General features: G+C 74.6%; 17 protein-coding genes. 8 read left to right on the top strand and 9 right to left on the bottom strand.

The features are described 5' to 3' along the window. The first annotated feature begins 209 nt into the window (after window positions 1-209). The 3 genes from ACWPWV_RS12415 to ACWPWV_RS12405 all read left to right on the top strand — a co-directional run bounded on the left by ACWPWV_RS12415 (window position 210) and on the right by ACWPWV_RS12405 (window position 3180). Complete coding sequence (locus ACWPWV_RS12415; RefSeq protein ID WP_454043286.1) at window positions 210-1391, top strand: ROK family protein; 1182 nt, start codon at window positions 210-212, stop codon at window positions 1389-1391. A 74-nt stretch (window positions 1392-1465) separates the two neighbouring features. Next, window positions 1466-2134, top strand: coding sequence for a ThuA domain-containing protein (locus tag ACWPWV_RS12410; protein WP_454043285.1), 669 nt, complete (start codon window positions 1466-1468; stop codon window positions 2132-2134). A gap of 113 nt (window positions 2135-2247) precedes the next feature. Then, window positions 2248-3180, top strand: coding sequence for a dihydrodipicolinate synthase family protein (locus ACWPWV_RS12405; RefSeq protein ID WP_454043284.1), 933 nt, complete (start codon window positions 2248-2250; stop codon window positions 3178-3180). A 42-nt stretch (window positions 3181-3222) separates the two neighbouring features. Here the strand turns inward: ACWPWV_RS12405 and ligA are convergent, their stop codons facing one another. Both ligA and ACWPWV_RS12395 read right to left on the bottom strand, forming a co-directional pair. Beyond that, on the bottom strand, window positions 3223-5655 hold the full coding sequence (gene ligA / locus ACWPWV_RS12400; RefSeq protein ID WP_454043283.1) for an NAD-dependent DNA ligase LigA: 2433 nt from the start codon (window positions 5653-5655) through the stop codon (window positions 3223-3225). Between the two features lie 41 nt (window positions 5656-5696). Continuing rightward, a complete protein-coding gene (locus ACWPWV_RS12395) occupies window positions 5697-6257 on the bottom strand; it encodes a M15 family metallopeptidase (RefSeq protein WP_454043282.1) in 561 nt (186 codons plus the stop codon). Between the two features lie 176 nt (window positions 6258-6433). Here ACWPWV_RS12395 and ACWPWV_RS12390 point away from each other — a divergent pair, with 176 nt between their 5' ends. Beyond that, complete coding sequence (locus tag ACWPWV_RS12390) at window positions 6434-7663, top strand: sensor histidine kinase (RefSeq protein ID WP_454043281.1); 1230 nt, start codon at window positions 6434-6436, stop codon at window positions 7661-7663. After that, on the top strand, window positions 7660-8388 hold the full coding sequence (locus ACWPWV_RS12385) for a response regulator (protein WP_454043280.1): 729 nt from the start codon (window positions 7660-7662) through the stop codon (window positions 8386-8388). The genes ACWPWV_RS12390 and ACWPWV_RS12385 overlap by 4 nt, the downstream gene beginning before the upstream one ends. Before the next feature lie 81 nt (window positions 8389-8469). On the opposite strand, the gene adhE is transcribed toward ACWPWV_RS12385, so the two are convergent. Then, entirely contained in the window at window positions 8470-11193 is a 2724-nt protein-coding gene (adhE, locus tag ACWPWV_RS12380; protein WP_454043279.1) for a bifunctional acetaldehyde-CoA/alcohol dehydrogenase, read from the bottom strand. A gap of 193 nt (window positions 11194-11386) precedes the next feature. Between adhE and ACWPWV_RS12375 the strand changes: the two genes are divergently transcribed. Beyond that, complete coding sequence (locus tag ACWPWV_RS12375) at window positions 11387-13573, top strand: prolyl oligopeptidase family serine peptidase (RefSeq protein WP_454043278.1); 2187 nt, start codon at window positions 11387-11389, stop codon at window positions 13571-13573. Here the strand turns inward: ACWPWV_RS12375 and ACWPWV_RS12370 are convergent. Continuing rightward, window positions 13543-13857, bottom strand: coding sequence for a hypothetical protein (locus ACWPWV_RS12370; protein WP_454043277.1), 315 nt, complete (start codon window positions 13855-13857; stop codon window positions 13543-13545). The genes ACWPWV_RS12375 and ACWPWV_RS12370 overlap by 31 nt on opposite strands. A 1-nt stretch (window position 13858) precedes the next feature. Between ACWPWV_RS12370 and ACWPWV_RS12365 the strand changes: the two genes are divergently transcribed. Then, entirely contained in the window at window positions 13859-14284 is a 426-nt protein-coding gene (locus tag ACWPWV_RS12365; RefSeq protein WP_454043276.1) for a GyrI-like domain-containing protein, read from the top strand. A 75-nt stretch (window positions 14285-14359) separates the two neighbouring features. Here ACWPWV_RS12365 and ACWPWV_RS12360 read toward each other — a convergent pair whose 3' ends face one another. The 3 genes from ACWPWV_RS12360 to ACWPWV_RS12350 form a co-directional block, all read right to left on the bottom strand. Further along, window positions 14360-16837, bottom strand: a complete 2478-nt coding sequence (locus ACWPWV_RS12360) for a glycoside hydrolase family 65 protein (protein WP_454043275.1) — start codon at window positions 16835-16837, stop codon at window positions 14360-14362. Next, complete coding sequence (locus ACWPWV_RS12355; protein ID WP_454043274.1) at window positions 16834-17577, bottom strand: HAD family hydrolase; 744 nt, start codon at window positions 17575-17577, stop codon at window positions 16834-16836. The genes ACWPWV_RS12360 and ACWPWV_RS12355 overlap by 4 nt, the downstream gene beginning before the upstream one ends. A gap of 172 nt (window positions 17578-17749) precedes the next feature. Beyond that, the gene (locus ACWPWV_RS12350) at window positions 17750-18796 is read right to left on the bottom strand and encodes a hypothetical protein (protein WP_454043273.1); all 1047 of its coding nucleotides are present in this window, start codon (window positions 18794-18796) and stop codon (window positions 17750-17752) included. Between the two features lie 164 nt (window positions 18797-18960). Here ACWPWV_RS12350 and ACWPWV_RS12345 point away from each other — a divergent pair, with 164 nt between their 5' ends. Then, window positions 18961-19425 carry an ester cyclase gene (locus ACWPWV_RS12345; protein ID WP_454043272.1) on the top strand — a complete coding sequence of 155 codons (465 nt, stop codon included), beginning with the start codon at window positions 18961-18963 and terminating at the stop codon, window positions 19423-19425. Here ACWPWV_RS12345 and mnmA read toward each other — a convergent pair. Further along, window positions 19395-20624, bottom strand: coding sequence for a tRNA 2-thiouridine(34) synthase MnmA (gene mnmA, locus ACWPWV_RS12340; RefSeq protein ID WP_454043271.1), 1230 nt, complete (start codon window positions 20622-20624; stop codon window positions 19395-19397). The genes ACWPWV_RS12345 and mnmA overlap by 31 nt on opposite strands. Then, window positions 20621-21925 (bottom strand): cysteine desulfurase family protein, encoded by a 1305-nt coding sequence (locus tag ACWPWV_RS12335; RefSeq protein ID WP_454043270.1) that lies wholly within the window; start codon window positions 21923-21925, stop codon window positions 20621-20623. The genes mnmA and ACWPWV_RS12335 overlap by 4 nt, the downstream gene beginning before the upstream one ends. Window positions 21926-21999 lie beyond the last annotated feature (74 nt).

Genomic DNA, 21999 nt, shown 5'->3' with positions numbered 1-21999 from the left:
AGGCCTCGACCTCGGCGGTTCGAGCCGTTCGTGCGGCGACGGTGCGGCAGCGGGCTACGGGGCCGGACGAGCGGGTCCCGGAGCGCGGCGACCTCGGTGTCGCCGTACTGACGGACGGTAGGGTATCTTTTGTCGATCGTCAAGCAAAAGACGTCAGAGTCGCCGTCGACACGGACGGCTGTCGAGAGGCTTCGTGGTTCACTGTGCTCATGGAGGAGCTCCTGAAGTTCGCACCGCGTCCGACGGGCGCCGGAGACATGTTCCAGCTGCTCCGGGACGGCCAGCCGCGCACGCGAGCAGACCTCGCGTCGATCACCGGACAGGCCCGGTCGACGATCGCGGCCCGGATCGACCTCCTCATGTCCTCGGGCCTCATCGCCCCCGCCGGCGAGGCGAGCTCGACGGGCGGACGCCCGCCCGTGACCTTCGCGTTCAACCCCGGTGCCCGCATCGTGCTCGCCGTCGACCTCGGGGCCACCCACGCGCGCCTGGCCGTCACGGACCTCGCGTCCAACGTGCTCGCGGAGACCGACGCCGCGCTCGCGATCGCCGACGGACCGGACGTCGTCCTCTCCTGGGTCGCGGAGACGGGCGAGAAGCTCGTCGCGACGACCGGCCGCAGCGTCGACGACCTCGTGAGCGTCGGCGTGGGCCTCCCGGGCCCGGTCGAGCACTCCACGGGCCGGCCCATCAACCCGCCGATCATGCCGTCGTGGGACGACGTCGACGTGCCGGGCATCCTCGCGAAGCGCTTCGACGCGTCGGTGCTCGTCGACAACGACGTGAACATCATGGCCCTCGGCGAGCACCGCACGGCCTGGCCCGAGGTCACCGACATGCTCTTCGTCAAGGTCGCGACCGGCATCGGCTCGGGCATCATCGCCGACGGCGAGCTGCGACGCGGCGCGCAGGGCGCCGCCGGGGACATCGGCCACGTCGCGGTGCCCAGCGCGGCGGACGTCCCGTGCCGGTGCGGCAACGTCGGGTGCCTCGAGGCCGTCGCCAGCGGGCAGTCCGTCGCGAGCATCCTCACGGCCGCCGGGCTCGACGCGCGCACCAGCGCCGACGTCGTGGCGCTCGTCCGCGCGGGCGACCTCACGGCGAGCCAGGCGGTGCGCCAGGCCGGTCGCGACATCGGCTCCGTGCTCGCGGCGTGCGTGAGCCTGCTGAACCCCTCCCTCATCGTCATCGGCGGCATCGTCGCCGAGGCCGGCGAGCACCTGATCGCCGGCATCCGGGAGATCGTGTACCAGCGGTCGCTCCCCCTGGCGACGCAGCACCTGCGCATCGTCACGTCGCAGGCCCGGGGCCAGGCCGGGGTGCTCGGTGCCAGCGCCATGGCGGTCGATCACGTACTCTCTCCCGCAGCGATCGACGCGCTCGTCGGCTGAGCCGTCGGTCGTCGGCCGGTGCCGACGAGGGCGACCGCCGAGACGACGAGTGTGACGATGCACGAGGAGGACTCATGACCGAGCGGGACCGTCGGGCGCTGGTGGTCCGGGGCGGTTGGCCCGGGCACGCGCCCGAGGAGGCGGCGGAGCTGTTCGTCCCGTTCCTGGAGGCGTCGGGCTTCGACGTCACGCTCGAGGGCTCGCTCGAGGCCTACGCGGACACGCAGTTCATGACCGACCTCGACCTCGTCGTCCAGTGCTGGACGATGGGCGAGATCCTCCCCGACGAGATGCGCGGCCTGCGCACCGCCGTCGCGAACGGCACGGGCTTCGCCGGCTGGCACGGCGGCATCGTCGACTCGTTCCGCCTCGCGACCGACTACCTGCAGATGGTCGGCGGCCAGTTCGCCGCCCACGCGCACGACCTCCTCGACCACACGGTGGACATCGTGCCGGAGCGCGCCGACCACGAGATCGTCGCGGGCCTCGACAGCACCATCTCGCTGCACTCCGAGCAGTACTGGGTCCTGGCCGACTCGTACAACGACGTCCTCGCGACGACCACCATCCACCCACGTGCCGGCGACCCGTGGCACGAGCCCGTCGTGTGCCCCGCCGTCTGGACGCGGCACTGGGGCGAGGGTCGCGTCTTCGTCTCCACGGCGGGCCACCAGCTCGCCGACCTCGAGGTCCCGGCCGTCCGGACGATCGTCGAGCGCGGGATCCTCTGGGCGGCGCGCTGAGCGGTCGGGCGGCGCGCTGAGCGGTCGGGCGGCGCGTTGAGCGGTCGGGCGGCGCTGAGCCGTCCGGCCGGACGCACCGGTCCGCGGCCGCGTCCCGTCGCTACCCTCGACCCGTGACCTTCCGCGGGCTCGTCCCCTACCCCCTCACCCCGCTCACGCCCGACGACGTCCCGGACCTCGCCGCGCTCGCCCGCCTCGTCCGTGGCGCAGGGTCCGCCGGGGCGGACGCCGTCACGGTGCTCGCGACGTCGGGCGCCGGCGTGACGTTCGACGCCGTCGAGCGCGACGCCGTCGTCCGGGCCGCGGTCGAGGCGGCCGCCGACGCACCGGGCGGGCCGCTCCCCGTGCACGTCGCCGTGAGCGCCCCGTCGACCCGCGACGTCGTCCGGCACGCCCGCGCGGCGCGGGCCGGCGGTGCCGCCGGGATCGTCCTGACGCCGTTCGCGTACGTGCCGCTCGTCGACGACGAGGTGGTCGCGCTCTTCCGGGCCGCGGCGGACGCCGCGGACCTGCGCGTGTGCTTCTACAACAAGCCGCTCCAGACGGGGTACGACGTCTCCGCCGACGTCCTGACCCGCCTCGCGCAGACCGCGCGCGTCGTCGCGGTGAAGGACCCCGCGGTGCTGCCCGCGCGCCCGGCCGGCCGCGTCGCCGAGCTGCGCGACGCGGCGCGCGGGCTCGGCCTGGACGTGGGGCTCAGCGGTGACGTCCCGCTCCTCGACGGCGCGCCCGCGGCCGACGCGTGGCACAGCGGGATCGCGGCGCTCGCCCCGGCGGAGTACGCCACGGTGCGCCGGGAGCGGGTCGACGGCGCGCCCACCGCGGCCGGCGAGGCGTCGCGGCGGTGGCTGCTCGACGTCGCCCGCGCGCTCGCGGCGGCCCGCCCGGTGAGCGGGCTGCACGCTCTCGCGAGCGCGCTGGGCGAGCAGACCGCGCCGCCGCGCGGCCCCTCGCTGCCCGCCACGGCCGAGCAGCACGCCGCGCTGCGCGCGCTGGTCGCACGCCGTCCGGGCGGTCCCGCCACGGCCGGTCCCGCCACGGCGTGAGCGACGTCCGGGCACGGCCCGGTGACGGACCGGGAGGGCCCCTCAGCCGGCGTCCTCCGCGGACTCGGCGGACGGTGCGCCGTCCTCCGACGCCGCGCCCACGAGGTCCGCGACCGCCGCCGGCCCGCCCTCGAGGAGCGCGACGAAACCGGGCTCGTCGAGGATCGGCAGGCCGAGGTCGCGGGCCTTCGTCTCCTTGGAGCCCGCGTTCTCGCCGACCACGACGAAGTCGGTCCGCTTCGAGACCGAGCCGGAGGACTTGCCGCCGGCGGCGACGATCGCCTCCTTCGCGCCGTCGCGGCTGAAGCCCTCGAGCCCTCCCGTCACGACGACGGTCAGGCCGTCGAGCGGACCCGACGGCGCCTCGGCCTTCCCCGGGCCGGGGTGACCGGGGATCTCGAACCGGACGCCCGCGGCCGCCCACCGCTCGACGATCTCGACGTGCCACCCGACGGTGAACCACTCGACGACCTGGTCGGCGATGACCGGGCCGACGCCCTCGACGGCCGCGAGCTCGTCGCGCGACGCGGCCCGGACCGCGTCGAGCGACCCGAACCAGTCGGCGAGCGCCCGCGCGGCGACGGGGCCGACGTGGCGGATGTTGAGGCTCACGAGGATGCGCCACAGGTCCTTGGTCTTCGCGAGCTCGAGCTCCTCGACGAGCTTCGTGGCGTTCGTCGACGCCTCGAACAGCGGCTCCCCCGCCGCGACCGCCTCCCGCTCGGCCGCCTTGGACAGCTTGCGGCGCTTGCGGAACGGCCAGACCGTCTTGACGGTCGCGGTCGAGCCGTCGGGCATCGTGATCTCGGCGGGCTCGCCCGTGCCGTCGAACTCGCGCGGCAGGCCGGTCTCGGCGTCCCGCACCACCACGCGGATCGGCACGAGCTGCTCGACGCTGAGCTCGAAGAGGCCGGCCTCGGTCGCGAGCGGCGGCTCGGCGGGCTCCAGCGGGCGGGTGAGCGCTGCCGCGGTGACCTCGCCGAGCACCTCGACGTCGAGGCCTCCGCGCGACCCGATGTGCTCGACGCGGCCCCGGACCTGCGCGGGGCACGACTCGGCGTTGGGGCAGCGCAGGTCGACGTCGCCCTCCTTCATGGGGCGCAGGGGCGTCCCGCACTCGGGGCACTCCGCCGGCATGACGAAGTCCTCGCGCGGGTAGCCGTCGTCCGCGAGCGCCGCGACCGGTCCGAGGATCTCGGGGATCACGTCCCCGGCCTTGCGCAGCACGACCATGTCGCCGATGCGCACGCCCTTGGCCCGCACCACGTCCTGGTTGTGCAGCGTGGCCTGACGGACCGTGGACCCCGCGACCTTGACCGGCTCCATGACGGCGTACGGCGTCGCGCGCCCGGTGCGGCCGACACCGACCTGGATCGCGAGGAGGCGCGTGTTGACCTCCTCCGGCGGGTACTTGTAGGCGATGGCCCAGCGCGGGGCCCGGCTCGTCGCGCCGAGCCGGCGCTGGAGCGCGAGCTCGTCGACCTTCACGACGATGCCGTCGAGCTCGTGCTCGATGTCGTGCCGGTGCTCGCCGAAGTACGCGATCCGCTCCATCACCTCGTCGAGGCCCGAGACCACCCGGTTGTGCGGCGAGACGGGGACACCCCACTGCTCGAACAGGGCGTAGGCGTCGGACTGCCGCCCCAGCTCGGCGTGCTCGCCCGCCTCCCACTGCAGCGCCCCGACGCCGTGCGCGTACATCCGCAGGTTGCGGCTCGCGGTGACGGCCGGGTCCTTCTGCCGCAGCGACCCGGCCGCGGTGTTGCGCGGGTTGGCGTACGGCGCCTGGCCCGCGGCGACGAGGCTCTCGTTGAGCGCCGCGAAGTCGGCGACCCCCAGGAAGACCTCGCCGCGGATCTCGATGACGTCGGGGTGCGTGGCGGGGTCGCCCGCGAGCTGCTGCGGGATCGACCCGATGGTCCGCACGTTGGCCGAGACGTCCTCGCCGGTCCGTCCGTCACCGCGGGTCGCGGCCCGCACGAGCCGGCCCTTCTCGTACAGGAGGGCGATCGCGAGACCGTCGATCTTCACCTCGCACAGGTACTCCACGCCGGCGTCCGGCGCGACGCCGAGGTCGCGGTGCACGCGCGCGGCCCAGGCGGCGAGGTCCTCGGCGCTGAACGCGTTGTCGAGGGACAGCATCGGCTCGAGGTGCTCGACGGTCGCGAAGCCGGCAGCGGCCCTGCCCCCGACCCGCTGCGTCGGCGACTCGGGCGACTGCAGCGCCGGGTGGGCGGCCTCGAGCGCCTGGAGCTCGTGCATCCGCGCGTCGTACTCGGCGTCCGAGGACACCGGCTGGTCCTCCTCGTAGTACGCGCGCTGGTCCGCCTCGATCTGGGCGACGAGCTCCGACCAGCGGCGCTGGGCCGTCGCCTCGTCGACCTCGGCCGCGGACCCGGCCTCGAGGACGCCGGGACGGGAGGGGCCGGTCGGGTCGCCGGACGGTCGGTCGGTCGCGTCGGTGCTCTCGGTCACCCGCACATCATCGCGCGGACCGCCGACACGCGCGCCACGCGTCACCAGCCGTGCGACGCGTCCTCGTGCATCGCCGGGCACGTGCCGCCCGGCTCGGTCGCGGCCTCATAGTGCCACACCTCGTTCGCGTACGTCTGGCACAGCCCGAAGGCCGCACCGTGCTGCTGGAGCCAGTACGCCCCCTCGGTCGGCCCGACGTCGACCGCCGCGCCCGCGACGTGCTCCGACGTCGCGGGCGGCAGGACCCAGCGCCGCGCCTCCGCGACCGACCCATGACGCTCGACCGCGTCGTCGACGAGCTCCTGCTGCTCGTCGGCGGTCCGCCACCCGGACGTGATCCACAGGTCGACGCCGTCCTCGGCCGCGGCGGCCCGCGCCTCGTCGAACCGCCGCTGCAGCTCCGGGTCGAGCCCGTCGACCGGGGCCGGCGCCTCGTCGACCGTCGGCGTCACCGGGCCGGGTGCCCGGTCCCCGGGCGGCGGGGAGACCAGCTGGACGACCGCGACCGCGCACGCGGCGAGGCCCGCCACGACGGATCCGGCGTAGACGCGCCGGGCGGCGCGCCGCCGGAGGACGGGGGCACGTTCGGGGATCGTGTGCATGGTTCCGACCCTCGCGCGCACCGCGGGCCCCGGGCATCGGCCCGAGGTGCCGTCACGCGCCTCGACCGAGGGCTGGCGCCGGCCCGCCGCCCTCCGCCCCCGGGCTGAGGACCGGGCGGGCGACGCCCGTCCGGGGGCGGTCCCGCGGTGCGCGGGCCGCCCGCTACCGTGGGCCCGTGCCGTCCGCCTCCCGCCTGCCCGTGTGGGCACAGGACCTCGCGGTCGCCCTCACGGTGGGCGTCGTGTGGTTCACGGTCGTCACGGTCATGGAGCAGGGGGATTACTGGTACCCGCGCAACCCCGGCTCCTACCGGGTGGCCGGCGTGTGGATCGTCGGCACGCTCGCCCTGCGGCGCGTGACGCCCGGTCTGCTCTTCTGGTCCACGGTGATGCTCTACCCGCTGGCCCTGCCCGCCGTCATGCAGACGCCCTTCGAGCTCCTCCCGCTGATGGTCGCCGGGTTCGCGGCGACCCGTTCGGGAGCCGTCCCCTGGGCGCTCGCCGCCGTCGCCGCGGGCCTCTCCGCGTTCTCCCTGCTGCTCCTGGGCCGCCCCACCCTCGCGCTCCCGCCCCGCGTCTTCTCCCGTCAGGAGCTCTGGCTCGGGCACTCCCCGTCCGACGTCCTCGTCGCGCTGGCCCTCGTGCTCGGCGCGGTCGCGGCCGGGATCTTCGCCCGTCGGCTCGCGCTCACCTCGGAGCGGCTCGGCGAGCGCAACGCCGAGCTCCAGGCCCTGCAGGCCGAGCTCGCGGAGCGCGCGGTCCTCGCGGAGCGCACCCGCATCGCGCGCGAGCTGCACGACGTCGTCGCGCACCACGTGTCGGCGATCGTCGTGCGCGCGCAGGCCGCCGACCGGGTCGCCGCGAACCAGCCGGAGGCCCCGCGCGAGGCGGTCCGCTGGATCACCGACGAGGGCAAGCGCGCCCTGACGTCGATGCGGTCCGTCGTGCACGTGCTGCGCCGCGAGGACGCGCTCGACGGCGGCGTCGCGACGCTCGCGCCCACGCCCGGGACCGACGACGACACCGCCGACCAGCTGCGCGCCGCGGCGCGCCGGCTCACCGACGCGGGCCGGGACGTCGCCCTCACCCTGCCCGAACCGTGGCCGACGACGAGCGCCGAGACCGGTCTCGCCGTCGTCCGCATCACCCAGGAGGCCCTGACCAACGTGCTGCTGCACTCCCTCGCCCCCGACGTCACGGTGACGGTGACCGCCACCGGCACCCGTCTCGGCGTGCGCGTCCACGACGCCGGCCCCCCGCTCCCCGACGACCCGTCGGGCCGCACCGGCTTCGGCCTGTCCTCGATGCGCGAGCGCGCGGCCGCGGCCGGCGGGCAGCTCGGCGCGGGGCCGGACGGTCGCGGCGGCTGGCTCGTCGAGGCGACCCTCCCCCGGGACGTGCGGTGAGCGGCGCGGCCCCGGCCGGGCCGGCGGTCGGGCCCGTGCGCGTCGTCGTCGCCGACGACCAGGCGACGATCCGCCTCGGGCTGCGCATGATCCTCGACAACGAGCCGGACGTCACCGTGGTCGGGGAGGCGGGGGACGGGGAGACCGCGGTCACGATGGCGCGGGCGGTGCGTCCCGACGTCGTGCTCATGGACGTGCGGATGCCGCGCCTCGACGGGATCGGGGCGACGGCGCGCATCGCCGCCGACCCCGACCTCGCGGGCGTGCGCACGCTCGTCCTCACGACCTTCGACGACGACGAGTACGTCTACGGGGCCCTGCGCGCCGGGGCCGCCGGCTTCCTGCTCAAGGACACGGACCCGCAGGTCCTCGTCGACGCGGTGCACCGCGTGCGGGCGGGCGACTCGCTCCTCGACCCGGCGGTGACCGGACGGATCATCTCGACGTACGTCGCGCTCGCGCGGCACACGCCGCTCGCCGGGGCCGCGGACCGGGGTGACGGGAGCACCGGGCTGGACGCCGCGACGCCGCGCGAGCGCGAGGTGCTGCTCGCGGTCGCGCGAGGGCTGTCGAACCGCGAGATCGGGGCCGAGCTGCACCTCACCGAGGCGACGGTGAAGAGCCACGTGCGCTCGCTGCTCACCAAGGTGGGTCTCACGAACCGCGTCCAGCTCGTCGTCCTCGCGTACGAGGCGGGCCTCGTCCGGCCGGGCGACGGCGCCTGAGCCGAGGCCGGGCACGACCGTGCCCGACGGCGCGAGGGGACGCGCGTCGTCGGGCACGGTGTCCTGCGGCCGGCGGTCGGGTCAGCCGGCCGGCACGGCCTCCTCGGCCGGCGCGCGGTCGGCCGCGAGGCGCGCGGCCCGGACCTCCTCGCGGCTCGTGCCGCGGTAGGCGGCGGCGAGGATGTCGCGCATGTCCTCCAGGACCGGCATGCGCGGGTTCGCCGGCGCGCACTGGTCCTCGAACGAGCGCAGCGCGAGCTCGTCGAGGCGGCTCATGAAGGCCTTCTCGTCGACGCCCTGGTCGGCGAACGTCGGCTCGATGCCGACCTTCGCGCGCAGCTCCTCGACGGCGCGGGCGTACGACTCGACGCCCTCCTCCGGCGTGGCGGCCGGGAGGCCGAGGTGCTGGGCGATCTGCTGGAAGCGCTCCGGGGCGACGTAGCGCTCGTACTTCGGCCAGCTCGTGAGCTTGGTCGGGACCTGTCCGTTGTAGCGGATCACGTGCGGGAGGAGGACCGCGTTGGTCCGACCGTGGACGAGGTGGAACGTCGAGCCGACGGTGTGCGCCATGGCGTGCACGATGCCGAGCATCGCCGAGCCGAACGCCATGCCCGCGATGGTCGCGGCGTTGTGCATCCGCTCGCGCGCCCTGGGCGCGGCCGAGCCCCGCGTGACCGACTCCTCGATGCTCTCGAAGACCATCCTGATGGCCTGCAGGCACAGGCCGTCGGTGAAGTCGTTCGCGTACACGGACACGAACGCCTCGGTCGCGTGGGTCAGGGCGTCGAAGCCCGAGTCCGCGGCGAGCCTCGCCGGCATGGTCTCGGTGAGGACAGGGTCGACGATCGCGACGGTCGGTGTGAGCGCGTAGTCGGCGAGCGGGTACTTGAAGCCCGTCTCCTCGTCGGTGATGACCGCGAACGGCGTCACCTCGGCGCCCGTGCCCGACGACGTCGGGACGCACACGAGCTTCGCCCGCTCCCCCAGCTCGGGGAACTTGTACGCGCGCTTGCGCACGTCGAAGAACTTCTCGCGCATGTCGGAGAACTCGATCTCCGGGTGCTCGTAGCGCAGCCACATGACCTTCGCGGCGTCCATCGGCGAGCCGCCGCCGATCGCGACGATCGTGTCCGGCTCGAAGTCGCGCATCGACTCGGCACCGCGGTTCACGGTCCCGACGCTCGGCTCGGGCTCGACGTCGTCGATGATCTGGATCGCGACGCGCTCCTCGCGGCGGCCGAGGACGTCGAGCACGCGGTCCACGACGCCGATGCGGCTCATCACCTTGTCCGTGACGACCGTGACGCGGTGCACGTCGCGCATCTGGGCGAGGTACTGGAGCGCGTTCGGCTCGAAGTAGGTCTTGGCGGGGACCTTGAACCACTGCATGTTGTTGTTGCGCCGCCCGATCCGCTTGACGTTGATGAGGTTGACCGCGGAGACGTTGTTCGACACCGAGTTGGCCCCGTAGCTGCCGCAGCCGAGCGTGAGCGACGGCAGGAGCGCGTTGTAGATGTCGCCGATGCCGCCGAGCGACGTCGGGCTGTTCCACAGCACGCGCACCGCCTTGACGCGCGACCCGTACCGCTCGACGAGCGCCTCGTCCGACGTGTGGATCGCGGCCGAGTGCCCGAGCCCGTCGAGCTCGACCATGCGCTCCGCGAGCGTGATCCCGTGCTCGGTGTCCCGCGCGCGCAGCACGGCGAGGACCGGCGTGAGCTTCTCGCGGCTCAGGGGCTCCTGCGGCCCGACGTCGTCGATCTCCGCGAGGATGATCGACGTGTCGTCGGGCACCTCGAAGCCGGCCTCGCGCGCGATCCACACCGGCGACTGCCCGACGACCTTCGGGTTGAGCCTCGCCCCGGCGCAGTTCGCGCCGCTCGCCTCGACGCCGAAGATCAGGCGCTCGAGCATCGCCTTCTCCTGCGGCGTCGCGCGGTAGGCGTGCAGCCGGTCGAGCTCGCGCATCGCGTCGTCGTAGACCGGGTCGTCGAGGATGAGCGCCTGCTCGGACGCGCACACCATGCCGTTGTCGAACGCCTTGGACATCACGACGTCGTTGATCGCGCGGCCGAGGTCGGCGCTCTTCTCGACGTAGGCGGGGACGTTGCCCGCGCCGACGCCGAGGGCCGGCTTCCCGGCCGAGTAGGCGGCGCGGACCATGCCGTTGCCGCCCGTGGCGAGGATGAGCGAGACGCCGGGGTGGTGCATGAGCGTGCTCGTCGCCTCGATGGACGGGTGCTCGACCCACTGGATGCAGTCGTCCGGCGCGCCGGCGGCGACGGCGGCGTCGCGCACGACGCGCGCCGCCTCGACCGAGGAGCGCTGCGCGCTCGGGTGGAACGCGAAGACCACGGGGTTGCGCGTCTTGAGCGCGATGAGGGACTTGAAGATCGTGGTCGACGTCGGGTTGGTCACCGGGGTGACCGCGCACACGACGCCGACGGGCTCCGCGATCTCGACGACGCCCGTCAGCTCGTCGCGGCCGACGACCCCGACGGTCTTGAGCCGGGCCATCGAGTTCGGCACGTGCTCGCACGCGAAGATGTTCTTCGTCGCCTTGTCCTCGAAGACCCCGCGGCCGGTCTCGGCGACGGCCATCTGCGCCAGGTGGCCGTGCTTGCTCAGCCCCGCCACGGACGCCTTGAGGACGATCCGGTCCACGTCCTCCTGCGTGAGGCTCATGTACCGGTCGAGGGCCTTGCGGGCCCGCTCGACGAGGACGTCGATCTCCTCGGTCGTGCGGGTGCGGATCTCGTCCTGACGGGTCTCGGCGACCTTCGTGCTCGTGCCCTTCGCGCTCATGCGTCCCCTCCGGAGCCCGGTCGGACCGGGCGACGGGCCGCGGGTGCTGCCAGGGCCGGATGCCCCGGCTCCTTCGGCGGTCTCTACTTGTGAAGACTTTCACAAGCCGCGGGCGGCGGCAAGGGCCCGCGCGTGTCGCGGCGAACACAGGTCTTTGGTCCCGTCCCGGACCGTCGCCGTAGGGTGGGGTCCCATGACAGCCGAGCACGTGACGGACGCGATCACCCCTGCGACCACCGACACCGACCCGTACCTGTGGCTCGAGGAGGTCGAGGGCGACGAGGCCCTCGCCTGGGTGCGGGCCCGCAACGCCGAGGTCGCCGCGACGCTCGAGGTCCCCGAGTCGTTCGCCGCGACCGAGGCGGCGATCCGCGAGGTCCTCGACTCCGACGCGAAGATCCCCGAGGTCTCCCTCATCGGCGACCGCCTGTACAACTTCTGGCGCGACGCGCGCCACGAGCGCGGCCTGTGGCGCCGCACGACCGTGGACTCCTACCGCACGGACGCCCCCGAGTGGGAGACCGTGCTCGACCTCGACGCGCTCGCGGCGCGCGAGGGCGAGAGCTGGGTGTGGCACGGCGCGAGCGTCCTGCGCCCGACGCCCGCGCAGCTCGCGGCCGGGGAGCCCTGGCGGCACGCGCTCGTCGAGCTCTCCCCCGGCGGCTCCGACGCCGACGTGACGCGCGAGTTCGACCTCGTGGAGAAGCGGTTCGTCGAGCCCGCCGAGGGCGGCTTCCACCGCGCCGAGGCGAAGGGGTCGCTCGGCTGGGTCGACGCCGACACCGTCTACGTCTTCACCGACTTCGGCCCGGGGACGCTCACGCCGTCGGGCTACCCGCGCGTCGTCAAGCGCTGGACGCGCGGCACACCGCTCGCCGACGCCGTGACGGTGTTCGAGGGCACGGACGAGGACATGTACATCTCGGCGTGGCGCTCGCACACGCCCGGCTTCGAGCGCGACTTCGTGCACCGCTCCAAGGCCTTCTACTCCGACGAGCTCTACCTCGCCGAGGCCCCCGGCACGCCCGAGCAGCGCCTCACGAAGATCGACGTCCCCGACTCGGCCGAGGTCGGCGTGCGCCGCGAGTGGATGCTCGTCGAGCTGCGTGACGACTGGACGGTCGGGGGCGCGACGTACGTCGCGGGGTCGCTCCTCGTCACCCGGCTCGACGACTTCCTCGCCGGCGACCGTGGCTTCACCGTGCTCTTCGAGCCGACGGCGACGACGTCGCTCGCGGGCGCCACGTGGACCCGCCACCACCTCGTCGTCAACGTGCTCGACGACGTGAAGAACCGTCTCCACGTCCTCACGCCGCCCGCGGAGACGGCGGAGGACGCCGCCTGGGTGCGCTCCGAGATCCCGGGCCTGCCTGCGCTGGGCACGATCGGCGTCGGCGCGGTCGACCCCGTCGAGACGGACGACCTGTGGCTCGTCACGACCGACTACCTCACGCCGACCACGCTGTCGCTGGTCCGCCTCGGCGAGCACCCCGGGGACGCCGTCGCGCCCGAGCCGCTCAAGTCCAACCCCGCGTTCTTCGACGCCTCCGGCATGACCGTCGCCCAGCACTTCGCCACGTCCGACGACGGCACGCGCGTCCCGTACTTCGTCGTCGGCCGCGCGGACCTGGTCGCGGGCGGAGCGGGGGTCGACGACGCGGCCGGCGGCACCCCGTCGGGCGGCGGTCCCGCCCCCACCCTGCTGTACGGGTACGGCGGCTTCGAGGTCTCCCTCACGCCCGGCTACTCGGGCGCGCTCGGTCGCGCCTGGCTGTCGCAGGGCGGCGTGTACGTCGTCGCGAACATCCGTGGCGGCGGCGAGTACGGGCCCTCGTGGCACCAGGCCGCGCTCAAGGCCGACCGGCACCGGGCCTACGAGGACTTCGCCGCGGTCGCCCGCGACCTCGTCGCGCGCGGCATCACCACGCACGAGCACCTCGGCATGGAGGGCCGGTCCAACGGCGGCCTGCTCGCGGGCAACATGCTCACGCAGTACCCGGACCTGTTCGCCGCGGTGATCGTGGGCGTCCCGCTGCTCGACATGAAGCGGTACACGAAGCTCCTCGCCGGCGCGTCGTGGGCCGCCGAGTACGGCGACCCGGACGACCCGGACCAGTGGGAGTTCCTGCGCACGTTCTCGCCGTACCACCTGTTCGACGGCGACCGCGCGTACCCGCCGGTGCTCTTCACGACGTCGACCAAGGACGACCGCGTCCACCCCGGCCACGCGCGCAAGCTCGCCGCGCTCATGCTCTCCGCGGGCAAGGACGTCACGTACTACGAGAACATCGAGGGCGGCCACGGCGGCGCCGCGAACAACGCCCAGGCGGCCCACATGGCGGCGGTGCACTACCGCTTCCTCGCCGAGCGCCTCGCCTGAGTCCGGCTCGGGACGACGACCAGCTCGGCGACGAGGCCGCCGGCCAGGGTGAAGCGGTGGTCGAGCTCGACCACGCCGCCGGGGAAGTCGCCCTCGAGCCGCTGGGTGACCACCCAGCGGGTGTCGTCGGTGCGCCGGGCACCGACGAGCTCGGTGGTGTAGCGGAACGCGGCCCCGGCGTGGCGCAGGAAGCCGGAGATCTCCTCGGTCCCCCGGAAGGTCCGGCCGTCGTCGACGACCACGGCGGCCGGTGCGCAGTGCGGCGCCGCCGTCCCGGCGACCACGGTGGCCGCCGTCGAGGACGACGTGGACCACGACGACGTCCTGTCCTGGTACTCCGGCGCCATGGCCGAGCTGGACGCGGTGGTCGGCGCGCCGAGCGGCGCGCCGGGCGGGCTGTACGACGCCGGTCTGTTCACGAGCGTCCACGGCCACGTCCTCGTGTACCGGCCGACGGCGCAGCCGCCCCGCAGCGGCCGCGTGCACCCGGTGACGCTCCCCGCCGTCGAGCTCGCCGTCGCGACCCACGTCGGCGACCACGACGACGTCGACGTCACCTACGGGGAGGTCGGCGCCTGCGTGGTCGACAACGCGCTCGCGGTGGCCGGGCCGGTGCGGGAGCGCTACCTGGTCGGTCCGCGGGACACGCGCGAACCGGCCGCGTGGCGCACCGAGATCGGGTGGCCCGTGTTCCGGGTGTCCGCGGGCTGACCCGGTACGGCTCGGGTCCGCCGGGGTGCTGCCCCGGCGGACCGCGGTGCCACCCCCGGCGCCCGGCGCGCCGCCTCAGGAGTGCGGGACCGTCGCGGTGATGAGCGTGCCGTCCTCGCGGCGGTTGCCGGAGAGCGCGCGCAGGCTCGGGCGACCGGGCCGGACCGGACCCTGGTCCTCGAGGGGCACGCGCGTGACCTCGCCCGGCGCGACGTCGACCTGCTTGCCCCGCACGGCGACCTGCACGGTCTCCCCCGTCTCCACGACGAGCTCGACCGCGTCGGGCAGCACGGTGACCTTGAGCCGCGACCCCTGCCAGGTGAGGCGGAACGCGAGCGACTCCCAGCCCTGCGGCAGGCGCGGGTCGAACGTCAGCTCGCCGTTGTAGTCGCGCATGCCGCCGAAGCCGCACACGAGCGCCGACCACGTGCCGCCGGCCGAGGCGACGTGCACGCCGTCGGCCGCGTTCGCGTGGAGGTTCGCGAGGTCCACGAACAGCGACGACAGGAAGTACTCGATCGCGAGCTCGTGGTAGCCGACCTCGGCCGCGATGATCGACTGCACGACGCCCGAGAGCGTCGAGTCGCCGGTCGTCAACGGGTCGTAGTACTCGAAGTCGGCCAGCTTCTCCTCGGCCGTGAAGTGCTGGCCCTGGAGGAACAGCGCGAGCACGACGTCGGCCTGCTTGAGCACCTGGTAGCGGTAGATGACGAGCGGGTGGTAGTGCAGCAGGAGCGGCCGCTTGTCCGCGGGGGTGTGCGCGAGGTCCCAGATCTCGCGCTCGAGGAAGTGCGAGTCCTGCGGGTGGATGCCGATGCCCTCGGCGTACGGGATGGACATGTGGTCCGCCGCGCGCACCCACTCGGTGGGCTCGGTGATGCCCAGGCCGAGCCGGTCGACCATCTGGGCGTAGTCGTCGGGGAAGTCCTCGCGCATGCGCTCGACGACGAACGCCGCGGCGCGCAGGTTGAAGCGCGCCATGACGTTGGTGAAGAGGTTGTCGTTGACGACCGTCGTGTACTCGTCCGGGCCGGTGACGCCGTGGATGTGGAAGTTGTCGTCCCCGTTGACGCGCCAGAACCCGAGGTCCTCCCACATCCGGGCCGTCTCGACGAGGATGTCGACCGCCTCGCGCCGCAGGAAGTCCGTGTCGCCCGTCGCGCGGACGTACTGCACGAGGGCATAGCTGACGTCGGCGTCGATGTGGTACTGCGCGGTGCCGGCGGCGTAGTAGGCCGAGGCCTCCTCGCCGTTGATCGTGCGCCAGGGGAACAGCACGCCCTTCTGCGACAGCTCCTGCGCCCGGCGTCGCGCGGCGTCGAGCATCTGGTAGCGGAACCGCAGCGCGTTGCGCGCGTAGCGCGGGCTCGTGTACGTGAGGAAGGGCAGGACGTAGATCTCGGTGTCCCAGAAGTAGTGCCCGCTGTAGCCCGAGCCGGTCAGGCCCTTCGCCGGGACGCCGTTGCCCTCCGCGCGCGCCGTCGCCTGGGCGAGCTGGAACAGGTTCCAGCGCACGGCCTGCTGGATCTCGGGGCGGCCCTCGATCTCGACGTCGGACCGCGACCAGAAGTCGTCGAGCCACGTGCGCTGGTCGGCCATCTCCGCCGCGACGCCGCGGTCGCGGACGCGGTCGAGGGAGCGGCGGCAGCGGTCCACGAGCTCGCGCGACGGGACGCCGCGCGACGTGTGGTACGCGACGGTCTTCGTGAGACGGATGGGTCGACCGGGCTCGGCCTGCACGCGGAACACGTGCTTCGCGAGGTCCTCGTCGACCTGCGTGCGCACGTCCCACTCGTTCTCGGTCTCGAGGTGGTCGTCCGCCGCGACGGCGAGCGTCATGCCCGAGTTCGTGCACCGGTACGACAGGACGAGGCGCTCGTCGTCGCCCCACTGGGTCTGCGGCTGGAGCACCCGCCCGGCGAACTGCTCGGCCCGGCGCGGGTCGAAGCCCTCCCCGAGGGACGCCGACCGCACGTGGTACTCGTCCTGGCCGTCCTGCCGGTTGAGCACCTGCGACGAGATGGCCACGGGTGCCGCGTCGTCGAGCAGGGTCACCTCGAACGTCATGACGGCGATGTGCCGCTCGACGAACGAGACCATGCGCTCCGACCGGATCCGCACGCGCTTGCCCGAGGGCGTGCGCCACAGCAGCTCGCGGCGCAGCACGCCGTCGCGCAGGTCGAGCGAGCGCTCGTAGTCGACGAGGTCCGCGACGGGCAGCAGGAGCGGCTCGTCGTCGACGTAGAGGCGGATCACCTTGGCGTCGGGGACGTTGACGATGGTCTGCCCGACCTTCGCGAACCCGTACGCCTCCTCGGCGTGGTGGATCGACCAGGTCTCGTGGAAGCCGTTGATGAACGTGCCGTGCGCGTGCGACTCGCGCCCTTCCTCGACGTTGCCGCGCATGCCGAGGTAGCCGTTGGCGGTGGCGAACAGCGTCTCGGTGACCCCGAGGTCCTCGGCGGAGAACCGTGCCTCGACGAGGCGCCACGGGTCGGCGGGGAAGCGCAGGCGGTCGACGGTGTGCTGCTCGTCGGAGGTCTTGCGGATCATGCGACGCCGCCCTGGCGGGCCGGGGCGTCGAGCACCGACGCGTCGAGGTCGCCCAGGTCCGCCACGACGAGGTCCGCGCCGTGCTCCCGCAGCACCTCGGGACCCACGCCCCGGTCGACGCCGACCACCAGGCCGAAGCCACCGGCCGCCCCGGCCTGCACGCCGGACAGCGCGTCCTCGACGACGACCGCCGCGACGGGCGGCACGCCGAGGAGCTCCGCGGCACGCAGGAACATGTCCGGCCCCGGCTTGCCGGGGATGCCCTCGCGCGCCGCGACGTTGCCGTCCACGACCACCTCGAAGCGGTCCGCGAGGCCCGCCGCGGCGAGGACCGCCGGGGTGTTGCGCGACGACGACACGACCGCGACGGCCGCGCCCGCCGCCGTCACGGCGTCGAGGAACCGGACCGAGCCCGGGTAGGGCGCGATGCCCTCCTCGGCGAAGATCCGGTTGACGATCTCGTCCTTGCGGTTCCCGAGCGCGCACACGGTGCTCTCCCCCGGCGCGTCGTCCACGGTGCCGCGCGGCAGGTCGACGCCCCGCGACGCCAGGAACGTCGCGACGCCGTCGTACCGCGGCTTGCCGTCGATGTGGGCGAAGTAGTCGGCGGACGTGTAGGGCGCCAGGCCGCGCGCCGCGCTGAACGGCGCGAACAGGCGCTCCCAGGCGCGCATGTGGAGCTCGGCGGTCGGGGTGAGGACGCCGTCGAGGTCGAAGAGCACGGCTCGCAGGACGGGCATGGAGGTCCTTCGCGGTGGGGCGGGGCGGGGAACGGTGAGAGCCCGGACCGGTCCGGACCGGACCGGACCGGACGAGGATTCACGACAGGTCACGACGCACGAGCACCCCCGGGCGGGTGGCGCCCGCGGCCGGGACCAGCCTACGCACCCGCGGGCGCCCGCGAGAAGCGGCTCACGCCTGGGCGCGCTCCGCGAGCACCTCCGCGACGCGGCCGAGGTTCGCGAGGAGCGCACGGTGGTCGTCCGGCGTCCCGCCGACCGTCCGCCCGAGCCCCGCGGCGTGCGTGCGCGACGCGCCGAGGAGCGTCACGTCGTCGAGCGCGGTGGACGGGAGACCGATGCGGCGCCAGGGTGTCGCGACGAGGTCGGCCAGCTCGCCGAGCGCCGGGCCGGCGCACTGCGAGACCTTCGCGGGCGGCAGGGCGGCCCACAGCCCCACGCCCCGCTCGACGGCCCGGGCGACCGTCTCCCACAGGCGCTCGTCCCACGCCCCCAGCGCGAGCCCGACGGCGTCCGCGCCTGCCAGCACGACCGGCGCGATCCCGACGCGTGCCGACCCCACGTGCACGACCGTCGACGCGCCGGCCCCGCGCGCGGCGTCGAGCACGGGGCGCAGCCCGTCGACGAGGTCCGGGCCTGAGACCGCGCGCAGCCGCGAGAACCCCGAGAAGCTCGGCAGCGCCCCCGCGCCGACCGCGGCGAGGAGGGGCTCGTCGACCTGCACGACGACCTCGGCCCCGGGGACCTGGCGCCGCACCTCGGCGACGTGCTCCCCGACGCCGGTGGCGAGCGCCTCCACGAGGTCGTGGACGGCGCCCCGGTCGGACAGCACGCGGTCACCGCGGGCGAGGTAGAGCTCCGCCGCGAGCGTCCACGGACCCTGCACCGTCACGGCGAGCGGCCCGGTGTGCCCGGACGCCGCGATCGCGAGCGCCTCGACGTCCTCGCGGACCAGGGCCTCGGCGCGGCGCTCGTCCGCACCGGAGTGGTCGGCGAGCCGCCAGCCGTGCGGACCGAGCTCGACCGGCAGGCCGGGCAGGAGCGCGGCGGTGCGGCCCGTCGCGTCCGCACCCGGACCGCGCCCGGGCAGCTGCACGAGGAACGGAACCCCCCGCACCCCGGTGGGCACCGCGGCGAGGTCGCCGAGGACCGTGAGCTGCGCCTCGAGGACCTCGCCCTCGCCGCCCGGCCACGGCCCGAGACCCGAGACGGCCGTCATCGGCCGCCCCGCCCCTCGGACGTCGGGATGCGTTCCACGTCACGGACCATGCGTCCGCCACCTCTCTCCAGGAGTACTCGAAGGACGGAGCCGTGCCGAGACCTCGCCGAGGCCCGGGGGCGCACCTCCACCCGGGACGGTACCGACCGGAGGGCACGACCGACATGAGGGTCCACGACGCCACCCCCCGCACGACGCCGCCGCGCGCCGCGGCGACCAACAAGGCCGTCGCGATCACCGTGCACACGCAGGCCATCCCGGGCAACCACGCGGACGTGCTCGCCCGTCTGCTCGCACCCGGGTTCCGCGACCACGACGCCGGCGGTGACGGCGGGATCGAGTCGCTCGTCGCGACGATGCACTGGCACGCGGACGCGTTCGACGACCAGCGGGTCGACGTGCTGCACGCGGTCGCGGAGGGCGACCTCGTCGCGCTGCACGTCGAGGTGAGCGCCCGGCACACGGGCTTCTACCGCGGGCTCGCGCCGACCGGCCGGCGGTTCCGGCTGCGCGAGATGCACGTCCTGCGCTTCGCGGAGGGCCGGGAGGTCGAGCACTGGTGCGTGCGCGACGAGCCGGCGCTGGCGCGGGCCCTCGCTCAGGACGGCACCCCCGTGCGAGCGGGCTGAACGGACGCCGGGGCGCCGGGGGCGCCGGGGGCGCGGTGGGCACGGTAGGCCCGGTCGACGGTGGCCTGGCCGAGCACCCGGGTGCCGGCGTAGACGACCAGCGACTGGCCCGCGGCGACCCCGCGCAGCGGCGCGCCCGTGAGCTCGACCGTCAGCCCCGCCGCGTCCGCCGGGCCTCCGGTCCCGCCCTCGGGGGCGGACGCGCGGACCCGCGCGGCGACCGGCGCACCGTGCGCGCGGACCTGCACCTCGGCGTCGAACGCCTCGCCCGGCCGGGCGACCGGTGCCGGGCCGTCGAGGACGCCGTCGAACCACACCGCTCCCCCGGCCTCGATCCGGTCGACGCTCAGCAGCTCGGCCGGCCCGACCACCACCCGGTTGGTCGCGGGCTGCACGTCCAGCACGTAGCGCGGCCGGCCGTCCGGGGCGGGCCGGTCGATGCCGAGGCCCTTGCGCTGGCCGACGGTGTAGGAGTAGGCGCCGTCGTGCTCGCCGAGCACGCGGCCCTCGGTGTCGACGACCTCGCCCGGGCGGGAGCCGAGCCGGTCGCGCAGGAAGCCCTGGGTGTCCCCGTCGGCGACGAAGCAGATGTCGTAGGAGTCGGGCTTGGCCGAGACCGACAGGCCGCGGCGTGCCGCCTCGGCGCGGACCTCGTCCTTCGACCCGAAGCCGCCGAGCGGGAACATCGCGCGCGCGAGGCGCTCGGGCCCCATGACCGCGAGGACGTAGGACTGGTCCTTCGCCCCGTTCGGCGAGCGGTGCAGCTCGCGGACCCCGCCCGTCCCGTCGGGGGCGGGACCGCGCGTCACGACGCGCGCGTAGTGGCCGGTCGCGACGGCATCGAAGCCGAGCGCGGTCGCCTTGTCGAGGAGCGCCTCGAACTTGATGTGCTCGTTGCAGCGCACGCAGGGGTTGGGCGTGCGGCCCGCCTCGTACTCGGCGAGGAAGTCCGCGACGACGGTGTCCTCGAACCGCTCCGAGAGGTCCCACACGTAGTACGGGATGCCGAGGACGTCCGCGGCCCGGCGCGCGTCCCCGGCGTCCTCGATCGAGCAGCAGCCGCGCGACCCGGTGCGGAACTGGTCCCGGTCGCGCGACAGCGCCATGTGCACGCCGACGACGTCGTGCCCCGCCTCGAGCGCGAGGGCGGCGGCGACCGCGGAGTCGACCCCTCCGGACATGGCGGCGAGCACCCTCATGCCGCACCCTCCGTCGTGGCGGGCGACCGCGGCACGTGGCGCGGCCGTGCGGGCGCCGACGCCAGACCCGCCGCGCGGGCTCGGTCCACCGCGGCGGGCAGGGTGTCGAGGAGGTGGGCGACGTCGTCGGGCGTGGACGTGGCCCCGAGCGAGAAGCGCAGCGCGCCGCGCGCGTCCGTCTCGGACACGCCCATCGCGAGCAGGACGTGGGACGGCTGCGGCACGCCCGCCTGGCAGGCCGACCCGGTCGACGCCTGCACGCCCGCGGAGTCGAGCAGGTAGAGCAGCGAGTCGCCCTCCGCTCCGGGGAACGTGAAGTGGGCGTTCCCGGGAAGTCTCTCGCGCCGCTCGTCGCCCGGGCCGGTACCGGGCTCCGGTCCGCTGAGGACGGCGTCCGGGACGACCCGGCGCACTCCGGCGACGAGGTCGTCGCGCAGCGACGCCAGGTGCCTCGCCCGCTCCGCACGCTGCCCGACCGCCTCGGCGACGGCGACCCCGAACGCACGGATCGCGGGAGCGTCGAGCGTGCCCGAGCGCACCCCGCGCTCCTGGCCGCCGCCGTGCAGCACCGGCGTCAGCGGGGCGTCGCGGCGCGCGACGAGCGCACCGACGCCGACGGGGCCGCCCAGCTTGTGCCCCGAGACGGTCATCGCGTCGAGGCCGCTGGCAGCGAAGTCGACCGGTACCTGGCCCACGGCCTGGACCGCGTCCGAGTGCACGGGGATGCCGTGGGGGCGCGCGAGCTGGACGACCTCGTGCACGGGCTGCACCGTGCCGACCTCGTTGTTCGCCCACATGACCGAGATGAGCGCGATCTCCTCGGCGTGGGCCTCGAGCTCCGCCCGGAGCGCGTCGAGGTCGACTCGGCCCTGCGCGTCGACGGGGAGCAGCACGATCTCCGCACCGGCGTGCTCCGCCATCCAGAACGCCGGGTCGAGGACCGCGTGGTGCTCGACGGCGGACACGACGATGCGCAGCCGGCGCGGGTCCGTCGTGCGACGGCCCCAGAACAGTCCCTTGATCGCGAGGTTGTCGGCCTCGGTGCCGCCTGCCGTGAGCACGACCTCGCTCGGTCGTGCGCCGAGCGCGAGCGCGACGGCCTCGCGCGCCTCCTCGACCGTGCGTCGCGCCGCGCGGCCGGCCGCGTGCAGCGACGACGGGTTGCCCGTGCGCGACAGCTCGTCGACGAGGGCGTCCCGGGACGCCGCGGACAGAGGCGTCGTGGCGGCGTGGTCGAGGTACGCGACTCCTCGGACGGGGGCTGCGGGGGCCGCGGACGGGGCGCCGGATGGCTGGGTCACGGTCACCCAGTCTACGAAGCGCGGGCCCCGGACGGTTCACCCTGCGGTCCGTCGCTGGACAATCGTCCTGGACG

It is taken from the genome of Cellulosimicrobium sp. Marseille-Q8652, from assembly GCF_965112045.1.
The sequence above is the reverse complement of the archived record's forward strand: the minus strand, read 5'-3'. Positions and strand labels throughout refer to the sequence as shown.